At 35.0% G+C, this 11,120-nt stretch carries 10 protein-coding genes; all 10 read left to right on the forward strand.

Annotated elements, in window-relative coordinates; translation table 11 throughout:
• Positions 1–4,518: a TonB-dependent receptor plug domain-containing protein gene (locus tag ACPF63_RS05410; RefSeq protein ID WP_426482282.1), complete on the forward strand. Its 4,518-nt coding sequence runs from the start codon at positions 1–3 to the stop codon at positions 4,516–4,518.
• Between the two features lie 133 nt (positions 4,519–4,651).
• Positions 4,652–5,155, forward strand: coding sequence for a GbsR/MarR family transcriptional regulator (locus tag ACPF63_RS05415; RefSeq protein ID WP_047388136.1), 504 nt, complete (start codon positions 4,652–4,654; stop codon positions 5,153–5,155).
• 78 nt (positions 5,156–5,233) lie between these two features.
• Complete coding sequence (locus ACPF63_RS05420; protein ID WP_426482283.1) at positions 5,234–5,578, forward strand: hypothetical protein; 345 nt, start codon at positions 5,234–5,236, stop codon at positions 5,576–5,578.
• A gap of 7 nt (positions 5,579–5,585) precedes the next feature.
• Positions 5,586–5,996, forward strand: a complete 411-nt coding sequence (locus ACPF63_RS05425; protein ID WP_077418610.1) for a hypothetical protein — start codon at positions 5,586–5,588, stop codon at positions 5,994–5,996.
• Positions 5,997–6,128: 132 nt separating this feature from the next.
• The gene (locus ACPF63_RS05430) at positions 6,129–6,491 is read left to right on the forward strand and encodes a hypothetical protein (RefSeq protein WP_426482284.1); all 363 of its coding nucleotides are present in this window, start codon (positions 6,129–6,131) and stop codon (positions 6,489–6,491) included.
• The gene (locus ACPF63_RS05435) at positions 6,488–7,312 is read left to right on the forward strand and encodes a DCC1-like thiol-disulfide oxidoreductase family protein (protein ID WP_180564141.1); all 825 of its coding nucleotides are present in this window, start codon (positions 6,488–6,490) and stop codon (positions 7,310–7,312) included. Before ACPF63_RS05430 ends, ACPF63_RS05435 begins: the two co-directional genes overlap by 4 nt.
• 20 nt (positions 7,313–7,332) lie before the next feature.
• Positions 7,333–7,809 (forward strand): SRPBCC family protein, encoded by a 477-nt coding sequence (locus tag ACPF63_RS05440; RefSeq protein WP_426482285.1) that lies wholly within the window; start codon positions 7,333–7,335, stop codon positions 7,807–7,809.
• 18 nt (positions 7,810–7,827) lie between these two features.
• Entirely contained in the window at positions 7,828–8,532 is a 705-nt protein-coding gene (locus tag ACPF63_RS05445) for a YqjF family protein (RefSeq protein ID WP_426482286.1), read from the forward strand.
• A 116-nt stretch (positions 8,533–8,648) separates the two neighbouring features.
• Positions 8,649–9,548, forward strand: coding sequence for a TIGR01777 family oxidoreductase (locus ACPF63_RS05450; RefSeq protein ID WP_426482287.1), 900 nt, complete (start codon positions 8,649–8,651; stop codon positions 9,546–9,548).
• 50 nt (positions 9,549–9,598) lie between these two features.
• Positions 9,599–11,041 carry an alpha-L-fucosidase gene (locus tag ACPF63_RS05455; protein ID WP_426482288.1) on the forward strand — a complete coding sequence of 481 codons (1,443 nt, stop codon included), beginning with the start codon at positions 9,599–9,601 and terminating at the stop codon, positions 11,039–11,041.
• Positions 11,042–11,120 lie beyond the last annotated feature (79 nt).

The raw sequence follows: 11,120 nt of genomic DNA on the forward strand, positions 1-11,120 counted from the left end.
ATGAATTTCAAATTTATATCACCCTATATCATCTTGCTGAGCTTATTCTTTTCAACCTTTTCTTTGAAAGCACAGCAGTCATTTCAGGACTTTGAAAAGGAAAAAACGTACATTCAGACCAACCATGTTTTTTATAAACCTGGTGAGGGAATGTATTTTAAAATATACGTTGTAAAAGGAAAAAACAATCTTCCGGTGGAAGACAGCAGAATTGTTAATTTTGAAATTATTGATCCCGCAGGAAGCGTTTTGAAAAAAATGAAATATGAAATTACCAATGGATATGCCCAGGGGTATTTCTATTTTGATGAAGACATGAAAGGCGGAATTTATAAGATCAGAGCCTTTACCAACTGGATGCAGAATGAAGAAGGAAAAAATACCTTCGAGAAAGAAATTACCCTCCAGAAAATAGTTTCCCCAAGAATATTAATGAAGCTGGATTTTCCTAAAAAAGGATATGGCCCGGGAGATGAGGTAACAGCCGACTTTTCAATGAGAAGTCTGAGCAACCTTCCGATTCCCTTTTATGAAGCGGATTATACGGTAATGGCCAACGGGGAAACTGTCTCAGAAGGGAAACTCATCACCAACAAAGAAGGTAAAAATCAATTGATTTTCAAGCTCCCTGAAGTTCTGAAATCATCTGATGCACTGTTGAATATTAAAGTGAATTTTGATGGATTTACAGAATCTATTTCCAGAAATATTCCGGTTGTTCTGAATAATCTGGATGTAAAGTTTTTACCTGAAGGAGGAACTTTTATCAATGGAATAGAACAAAATATAGCCTTTAAAATTCTTGATGAATTTGAAAAACCTGTAGATGCTGTCCTGACTGTTTACAATCAGAATCATGAAAAGGTAAAAGAAATTTCAGCCTACAATTTCGGGATGGGAAGCTTTCGTTTTACTCCTAAAAAGGAAGAATCCTATTATGCAAAAGTTAGTAAGCCGGAAAATATAAACCAGACTTTCAATTTCCCGGCGGCAAAAGATGAAGGTTTGGTTTTAAATATTCAGAATGAAAACAGAAAAATAATTTTCACCATCATTTCAACTCAGGAAAAACAGATTACCCTGAAGGGAAATTTCCGCGGAAAAGAATTGTATACTAAAGATATTCTGCTAAAAAAAGGCAGCAATTCATTTGAAATTGATGAAAAAGACTTCCCGATAGGAATCTGCCGATTTACCGTTCTTGAGAATAATATCCCTCTTGCAGAACGTATTGTTTTTACCAATAAAGAGAATCGATTAAATATAAAAATTAAGCCTGTAAAACAACATTACCTGCCACGGGAAAAAGTAATTCTGGATATCGAAACTACTGATGAAAATAGCAGACCTATTCCTGCCAACCTTGGATTGAGCGTAGTGGATGATAAACTATGGACATACGCTGATGACAAGCAAAATCATATCGTTTCCTGGCTTCTGATGGACTCTGAGTTGAAAGGGAAAATTGAAAAGCCACAGTTTTATTTCGATAAAAAAGAAGAAAAAGCGGATAAAAGCTTAGATCTTGTGATGCTCACAAACGGTTACAGATATTTCGACCTCATCCCGGAAGTTTTAAAAAACAATAAATACAAATACCTTCCTGAAAAGAAAAACACAATTTATGGAGTAGTGGAAGACGAAAACAAAAAACCGGTGAAAGCAGATGTTTTCCTTTTGAATACTGATAATAAAAAAATTCTTAAACAAGCCGCTGCAGAAAATGGACGTTTTTATTTTTCAGACCTGAATGCGGACAATTCATATAAAATGATAGCCAGATCTTCTCAGCCTAAACATCAGTTGAAAATCAGAATATTGTCTTATAATCTGGATATTAACCCTTTAGTGGAACAGAAGCTTTCTAATATTGATGTAGAAGAAATCGTAAAAGAAGCTGAAAGAAAAGAAGTAATAAAGACAGAAAACAAAAATAATACCCAAACATTGAGCAAACCCGGTCGGTCAAAAACTGATACTATTCAGAATAAAAGGATTGAAGAAGTTGTGGTTTTAGGATACAGTTTGAGAAGAGATAAAGCCGCGGTTACTTCTACAACAATAATGTCTTCGATGGAAATTCAGAATCCCAATGTAACGTCATTACTAAGCGGAAAAGTCGCCGGGTTAATAATTACACCAGCGGGACAGTCCGGAGCCAGTTCACAGATAAGAATACGGGGAGAAGCATCCATTACCAATAAGAACCCATTGTTCATTGTAGACGGTACTCCTGTTGAAAACTTCAATACTACCATAAATCCGAATGATATCAATAGTATCACTGTCCTCAAAGATGCAGCCGCTACAGCTATTTATGGAAGCAGGGCAGTGAATGGAGTCGTGATTGTAAATTCATACAAAAACAGCAGTTCAAAGATCAGTTTTGATATTACCCCGAAATCTTATATTGCTGTTGAAACCCTACCACAAGGAAGACTTATATCATACGCAGGATCAAGAGAATTTGCTTATCCGGAATATAAAACCACCAATACATCCTACCGTTTCGATTACAGAGAAGCGCTTTATTGGAATCCGGTGGTAGAAACCGATAAAAATGGGAAAGCAAAAGTGGAATTTTATAATTCGGATGCCAACTCCACTTTTAGAATTATGACAGAAGGTATTGCAGTATCAGGACTTGTAGGAAATGATGAAACTACGTATGCTGCACAGAGCCTTATCTCAATAGATGCTAAAATTCCTCAATATCTGACAAGAACAGATCAGATGACGATTCCTGTTGTGATTAAAAATAATTCTTCGGAACTAAGGAAAATAACCATGGATGTTATTGTTCCCAATCATGTAAAACTAATCGGCTCTGACAATTTAATTACCCTGAAACCATTGGAATCAGGAAGATTATTTGTCAAAATACAGACCGATGAGATCGTGGATTCCAATATTCAGCTTACTCTAAGATCCGGAGACTTCAGGGAAACGATGATTCTTCCGTTTAAAGTAGAAGAGAAAGGATTCCCACATAAGTTTTCCATCATCAATAACAAAACGGAAGATATCAAAATCAATATTCCGGAGTATATCAACGGAAGTCTGTATTCCTCATATTATGTATTTGAAAACGCTGCTTTACAGATGTTTGCAGATATTGAACAACTGAAGAGAGAGCCTCATGGCTGCTTTGAACAGCTTTCCTCAACAGTCTACCCAAACATTTTTATTCTGGATTATTTAAAATCAGAGAAAAAAATAGATACTGCAACGGAGAATTTGGTGATTAAAAACCTGAAAAAAGGGTTTCAGAAAATGTTGAGTTATAAAAACAGAGACGGAGGTTTCGGATATTTCAGCAGCGGAGAATCAGATGTGGCACTTTCCGCATTTGCGTTACTGGAATTTACGGATTTAAAAAAATATGTAAACCCGGATGCCAAGCTTATTCAGGGACTTTCCTCATTTATTTTATCCCAAAAGAATGCAAACGGATTATTTGAAGTAAGAAAACCCTATGAATTAAGAAAAGATTTCTCCGAATATTCCTGGTCAAGAAATATGTATGTGGTATATGCTTTATCCAAACTGGGTTTTAAAAATGAAATAGAAGACACCTTTGCTATAATGATGAAAAGAGCTTTAGTCACAAAAGATTCTTATCAGCTTGCTTTGCTTGCCAATGCTGCCGCTCATCTGGGAAAACAGCAGGAGTATGATCATCTGATAAAGCTTCTGGACCAGCAGTATGAAACGAGAAATATAAAATCTAAAATCACTTTTACAGGCTCATGGGGATTGTCTGCAGATGCGGAAACCCTTTCATTATATATCATGGCACTTCAGAAAGATGAAAAACTGAATCAGTTGAAGATTGCAGAAGCTGCTGATCAGCTTATTAATTTCAATGGATATTTCGGGTTCGGTTCTACCCAGGCAACAACGCTGGCCATACAGGCTTTGTCCGAGTTTTTCTCTAAAAATGGACAGTTATATGGAGCTGAAAGACCGGTTATCACCATCAATAAAGCAAGTACTTATCCTAATATCAGTCTTTCATCAGCATATAAAGCCGGAGAAAATAAGATCAGTATTCATTATCCAACCAAAAATGGACTGCCTTATCAATTAGAATATCAGTATTATACTCTTCAGGCCCCGGAAAGCAAAGATATTCCCGTTATAATGGAAACAAAACTAAAATCTGCGGTATCCAAAGTAGGTGAGACCAACAGAATGACGGTTACCGTTAAAAATAAAATCAACGGCCAGCTGCCAATGACTATAGCGAAGATCGGTATTCCTGCAGGCCTGACCCTACAAAATGCCTTGCTGAAAGATTTGATTGATAAAAAACAGATTTCTTACTATGAAATCTTTGACAATTATCTGGTACTTTACTGGGAACATTTCAATGCAGAGGAAACAAAAACCATCAATCTGGATCTCAAAGTGGAATTTGCAGGAACTTATACTGGTAAATCAAGCAATGTGTATCTCTATTATATGCCGGAAGCAAAGTATTGGAATCAGGGAATAACGGCTAGTATTGAGCCTTAACCTTAATTTTTTATAAAATAAAACAGACCTTCTTATGGAGGTCAGTTTTATTTTAAAAATTAATTTTCAAAAATTATTGAAAATTCAAAAAAATATAATTACATTTGTAACAGAAACTTAAAAGGAAAATAAAATGCAACTTTCAGAAGCAAAAGAAAAATACATTCAGACCTGGGGAACCTTTGCCACCAATTGGGGAATCAACCGTACGATGGCACAGGTACATGCATTGCTTTTGGCTAGCGGCAGACCCCTTTCTACTGATGAGGTAATGGAACAGCTGGAAATTTCAAGAGGAAATGCCAATATGAATCTTCGTGCCCTGATAGACTGGGGAATTGTGAAAAAAGAATTTGTGAAAGGAGACCGTAAAGAATATTTCGTGGCAGAAAAAGATGTGTGGTACCTTTTCAAACAGATTACCAAAGAACGCAGAAAAAGAGAAATTGAGCCTGTAATTTCTTTTCTTGAAGAATTAAAAAATATTGAAGATAAAGACTCAGAAGAAGCTCAGGAATTTATCAAACTGATGAATGATTTCAGTTCTGTAACCGGAAAAATAAATAATATTATGGATCTGGCGATAAAAAGTGATGATCACTGGCTGGTAGGAAAGATTACCAATCTGTTGAAATAGAAAAATTGAAAAAGGGTTAAAATCCTTTTTTATTTCAATTTAATTTTCAAAAATTACTGAAAATATAAAATTTATAAAATGTTTAATATTGTTTCTTATATAATTTTCTTAAGTATCAGTTCTTATGTCATAATTGATGTAGGAAGAAGATGTTACCATGAAGGAAAAGCCTATTTGAAATACTTACTTCATGATGAAGGTCTTTGCCTGACAATTAACAGGATACTTCTTGGCTGTTATTATCTCGTGAATCTTGGTTTTATCGCAATAAACCTTACAATATGGAACAAAATAAGCAGTCTCGAAGAAATGATAACCATTACTGCTACGAGAGTTGGAAGTATCATTTTAATCCTTTCTATGCTGCATTATATGAACATTTTTATCCTTTACTTCCTGAGAAATAAATTAACATTAAAATAATACTATTATGACAACTACAGTTTTAACCACAACGTATAATTTTTCTGCGTACATGATCTATTTACCTATTGTAATTACCCTTACAGTATTGGTATCCCAATTTTTGTTTAAAAATTCAAAAACATTCATGATTGATATTTTTCACCAGAAAAAAGACATTGCAATGGCAACAAATTCATTATTTAAAATTGGGTTTTACCTTTTAAATATAGGTTTTGCTCTATGCATCATTGAATTTTTTCAAATTGAAACCATAGAAAGGCTGGTCGTTGCGCTGAGCAAAAAAATAGGAGGATTTTCAATTTATTTAGGAATAATGATGCTTTTGAATCTATTGTTATTCCTGAAAGGACGTAAGCACGCATTGAACAAAGAAAAAGTAGTAAGTGAAAGAAATGCTGATCTTGAAAGAAATTAATTTTTTATTTGGAATTATGTTTCAAAAATTACTGAAAATATAAAATTAACAGTAAGTATGAAAAATTTAATCGTTCACTTATTTCTGATTATTTATTTCAGAAGAAAAGGATCACTTTAAACAGTCATTGCCATGAAAACATTTGCAAAATATGATTATTACATTCATCTGTTTTTTATAATAATAGGGCCTCAGGCTTTTATATTTGGTGGTTTGTCGGGATTTGTTCTGTTTTATTTTATAGTAGGAATCCCTCAATTGATAAGCTTTCTGGTCAAACTATTTCTTAGAACAAAAAAATCAGCATTGTATATCGCGTATGGGATTGTAGTACTGCCGGTTTGGATTATTGTACTGATTTTGTTTACAGAAAAACATATCAATGATTTTTTTGGATATGTTTTAATGGCTGCTCTTTTATACAGTCCCGTGATGGCAGCAGCATATGTTTATGATTGCTATAATACTTATGAACCTTATAAATCACAATTATGAAAACGCTCAAAAACCACACATTAATCTACGACAATCAATGCCCGATGTGTAATCTCTATTCCAAAGGTTTCACAAAATGTGGAATGCTGGATGAAGATGGAAGAGAAGCATTTACAGAACTTTCTGTTAGAAATAAAAACCTAATCGATTTCAATCGTGCGAAAAATGAAATTGCTCTGGTAGATCACGACAAAAATGAAGTCGTTTACGGGCTGGACAGTCTGCTTCTCATCATTGGAAACTCTTTGCCATTGTTGGAAAAAATTGCTCGAATACAACCTCTGTATTGGTTTTTTCAAAAGCTGTATTCCTTCATTTCTTACAATAGAAAGCAGATTATTCCTTCCCAAAATGACGGTACAGAACAATCATGTATCCCGGATTTTAACCTGAAATACAGAATGGCCTACATCAGTTTTGTTGTTATTTTTTCAGCATATATCCTAAGTGAATTTTCCGTAAAGCTGAATTTTGATTTAGAACGAAATTTCCTGAGAGAATTTACAGTTTGCCTTGGTCAGCTCGTTTGGCAGATCCTCTTTTTAAAAACTTATCTCAAAGATAAAATCTGGGATTATCTCGGAAATATGATGACTGTTTCTTTAATTGGAACCTTACTTTTAATTCCTGCGCTGATGATCGATTTCACCCCTGTTTTTTATCTGATATACTTTGGAATTGTAGTATTGATCATGCTTCTGGAACATATAAGAAGATGCAGAATACTAAAACTAAACTTTCTCCCTACCATTTCCTGGATAGTATTCAGAATCACTGCGTTGGTCGTTATCATTCTGACAACCATTGAATTTAAAATTTAACAAACTTAACACCTCTGAAAATGTCAACCATCTATTTAAACACCGTAATCAATGCAGATATTCACTATGTTTTTGATCTGGCAAGAAACATTGATCTGCACCAGCAGTCAACCTCAGTATCTCATGAAAAAGCAATTGCAGGACGTACCTCAGGATTGATTGAAGAAAACGAAACCGTAACCTGGCGGGCAAAACATCTGGGAATTTATCAGACCCTTACCACAAAAATTGTCAGTATGGAGAAACCGGTTCAGTTCATTGATGTTATGCAGAAAGGCGCCTTCAAATCTATGCGACACAGACATACCTTTAAATCTGTAAACGGAAAAACATTAATGACCGATATTTTTGAATTTGAATCTCCACTCGGGATTGTAGGAAAATTGTTTAATGTCATTTTTCTTACAGGATATCTCAAGGATTTTCTGCTCAAAAGAAATGAGATGATCAAAACCATTGCAGAATCTTCCACCCATGACGGAATAGCCATTTTTTAACCTAAAGAACACAGTATTATGAATTTTTTAAAAGCAGAATGGCGGAAGCTGGCCATCATCAATTACGAAATAGATCCTGAAATCTTATTGCCTTATTTACCTAAAGGTACAGAACTCGATTTTTATAAAGGTAGATGTTATGTAAGCTTAGTAGGATTCATGTTTTTAAATACAAAACTGCTGGGATTACCCATTCCTTTTCACCGGAACTTTGAGGAAGTGAACCTAAGATTTTATGTAAAGAAAAAAGAAAAAGGAGTCTGGAAAAGAGGTGTGGTATTTATCAAAGAAATTGTTCCCAAACCTGCATTGAGCTTTGTCGCCAATACTTTGTACAAAGAAAATTATCACACAATGCCAATGAAAAACCAGATTCATGAAAGTGGGGACGAACTGCTGATCCGGTATTCATGGAAAGATAAAAGCTGGCATTCTATTGAAATTATGGCTGATCGTACGACAAAACTTATGGAAGAAAACTCAGAGTTTGAATTTATCACAGAACATTATTTTGGCTTTACAAAAAAGGAAAATACAACCACCGAATATGAAGTATGCCATCCAAAATGGGATTGTTACACCGTAAAAGAGCATCATGTGGATATTGACTTTCAAAAGATCTACGGAAATAATTTTGAATGTTTGAATCATCAGGAACCTCTTTCCGTAATGTTGGCCGAAGGCTCAGAAATTCAGGTGAGAACAAAGAAATACATCAGCTAAAAAAGAACAAGAATACCCTTTATCCATAAACATCTGTGTTAGTTTGTACAATTTGTGGTTAAAACCTTAAACATTGAACCCAAAACTTTGTATTTTGAACTTAAAATTTTAAAACAATGAAAATAATCATAGCCGGAGGCACCGGATTTCTTGGTGAAAATCTTGAGAAATACTTTACGGAAAAAGGAAACCAAGTCTATATCCTGACCCGTAATCCTCAACGTAAAAACGAAATTTACTGGGATGCCAGAACATTGGGTGAATGGAAAAACACTTTGGAAAAAGCAGATGTTCTGATCAATCTTACAGGAAAATCTGTAGACTGTCGTTATCATGAGAAAAATAAACAGGAAATCTATTCTTCAAGAATTGATAGTACAAGAATATTGCAAAGAGCAGTAGATCAATGTTCTGAAATACCAAAAGTGTGGCTGAATGCTAGTTCTGCTACCATTTACGTTCATTCTGAAAAACATCTCAATACAGAAGAAAACGGAATTATAGGAGATGATTTTTCAATGAATATCTGCAAAAGCTGGGAGAAAGAATTCTTTGCAGTCAAAAATGAAGGAATACGGAAAGCTGTTCTTCGCACATCAATCGTTCTGGGCAATAATGGCGGAGCATTTCCAAAGCTGAAAATGATTACCAGGATGGGTTTAGGAGGAAAACAGGGAAGAGGGAATCAAATGGTAAGCTGGATTCATATTGATGATTTTTGTAAAGCAGTAGACTGGATTATTCAGCATGAGGATATGTCAGGAACGATCAATATAACCGCCCCTGCACCGGTTTCCAATGAAAATATGATGAAAAAATTGAGAAAAAAACTGAATGTTCCTTTTGGGCTTAATGCTCCGGTCTGGCAGTTGGAAATTGCATCTGTATTCCTGAATACGGAAACCGAATTACTCTTAAAAAGCCGTAATGTGTACCCAGAAAGATTGATAAAAAATGGATTTCAGTTTTCATTTTCCGGATTTGATGAAGCTATTCTTAATCTCTTGGAATCCTAATGTTTGCGGATTTCCCAAAGGATAATTAAATTAGCGGAAAACTATTCCATATGTTGGTTATCCCCAAAATAAAACCTTTTTTCCTTTCATCTTTTTTAATAAGTTCAGTCGTATTTTCACAGGCTCATAATGTGTCTGACGGATATCAGAAACCCACAGACCCTCTTGTTGTTCAGAATCTGGACCAATGGCAGGATATGAAATTCGGACTGTTTATGCATTGGGGAACCTACAGCCAGTGGGGAATTGTTGAAAGCTGGAGCTTATGCCCTGAAGACGAATCTTGGACGCAGAGAAAACCTGAGCATGGGAAATCTTATGACGAATATGTAAAGAATTATGAAAACCTTCAGACAACTTTTAATCCCACTCAGTTTAATCCTCAAAAATGGGCGGATGCAGTAAAAAAAGCTGGAATGAAATATGTGGTTTTTACCACGAAGCATCATGATGGTTTTGCGATGTTTGACACTCAGCAGTCAGATTATAAAATCACTTCTCCTAAAACTCCTTTTTCAAAAAATCCAAAATCTGATGTGACGAAAGAAATCTTCAATACCTTCAGAAAAGAGGGATTCAAAATTGGAGCATACTTTTCAAAACCTGACTGGCATTCCGATGATTACTGGTGGCCTTACTTTCCGCCGAAAGACAGAAATGTAAATTATGACCCTAAAAAATATCCGGAAAGATGGGAGAGTTTTAAAAAATTCACCTTCAATCAGCTGAACGAAATCACATCCGATTATGGTAAAATTGATATACTCTGGCTGGATGGAGGCTGGGTACGTCCTTTTCATACCATTGATCCGAAAGTTGAATGGCAGCGCACCATCAAAGTAGAGCAGGATATTGATATGGATAAAATAGGAACAATGGCCAGGAAAAATCAGCCGGGAATTATTATTGTAGACCGTACCGTTTCCGGAAAATGGGAAAATTATGTTACACCAGAGCAGGCGGTTCCGGAACATGCTCTTCCCATCCCTTGGGAAAGCTGTATCACCATGGGAGATTCCTTTTCCTATGTTCCCAATGACAACTATAAAACCTCCCAAAAGATTATTGAAACCTTGGTGAAAATCATTTCCAGAGGAGGAAATTACCTGATGAATATCGCTCCCGGACCTAATGGTGATTATGACCCCATAGTGTATGAAAGATTACAGCAGATTTCCGGCTGGATGAACAAAAATCAGTCTGCTGTTTTTGCTACAAGAAGCATTGCTCCCTATCACGAAGGAGATTATTATTATACCCAAAGCAAAGACCATCATACGGTAAATGTTTTCCATCTTGATGAAAAATCAGAATATAAGGCTCCATCAACATTAAGTTTTACAATTCCTGATAATTTTAAACCAAAATCTTTGAAAGTTTTAGGATTGTCAAACAAAATTAAATGGAAAAAATTAGGAAATTCAATTGAAATTAATTTACCTAAAGAAAGAAATAAGTTAAAATATTCAACTGTAATTCAAATAACGCAATAGTTGAATTGGTGACTTATTTTATATTAAAGTGACATAGGAAATCGAAGCGTTAAGAAAATATAGTCTGTGAACGTTAAGA

This window comes from Chryseobacterium sp. R2ACT005 (genome assembly GCF_049949215.1).
GTDB lineage: Bacteria > Bacteroidota > Bacteroidia > Flavobacteriales > Weeksellaceae > Chryseobacterium.

What these genes read in the sequence shown, in the direction of transcription:
- ACPF63_RS05430 (WP_426482284.1), top strand. Translation starts at nt 6,129, where the DNA reads ATGAAAACATTTGCAAAATATGATTATTACATTCATCTGTTTTTTATA.
- ACPF63_RS05420 (WP_426482283.1), top strand. Translation starts at nt 5,234, where the DNA reads ATGTTTAATATTGTTTCTTATATAATTTTCTTAAGTATCAGTTCTTAT.
- ACPF63_RS05450 (WP_426482287.1), top strand. Translation starts at nt 8,649, where the DNA reads ATGAAAATAATCATAGCCGGAGGCACCGGATTTCTTGGTGAAAATCTT.
- ACPF63_RS05435 (WP_180564141.1), top strand. Translation starts at nt 6,488, where the DNA reads ATGAAAACGCTCAAAAACCACACATTAATCTACGACAATCAATGCCCG.
- ACPF63_RS05415 (WP_047388136.1), top strand. Translation starts at nt 4,652, where the DNA reads ATGCAACTTTCAGAAGCAAAAGAAAAATACATTCAGACCTGGGGAACC.
- ACPF63_RS05425 (WP_077418610.1), top strand. Translation starts at nt 5,586, where the DNA reads ATGACAACTACAGTTTTAACCACAACGTATAATTTTTCTGCGTACATG.
- ACPF63_RS05455 (WP_426482288.1), top strand. Translation starts at nt 9,599, where the DNA reads ATGTTGGTTATCCCCAAAATAAAACCTTTTTTCCTTTCATCTTTTTTA.
- ACPF63_RS05410 (WP_426482282.1), top strand. Translation starts at nt 1, where the DNA reads ATGAATTTCAAATTTATATCACCCTATATCATCTTGCTGAGCTTATTC.
- ACPF63_RS05445 (WP_426482286.1), top strand. Translation starts at nt 7,828, where the DNA reads ATGAATTTTTTAAAAGCAGAATGGCGGAAGCTGGCCATCATCAATTAC.
- ACPF63_RS05440 (WP_426482285.1), top strand. Translation starts at nt 7,333, where the DNA reads ATGTCAACCATCTATTTAAACACCGTAATCAATGCAGATATTCACTAT.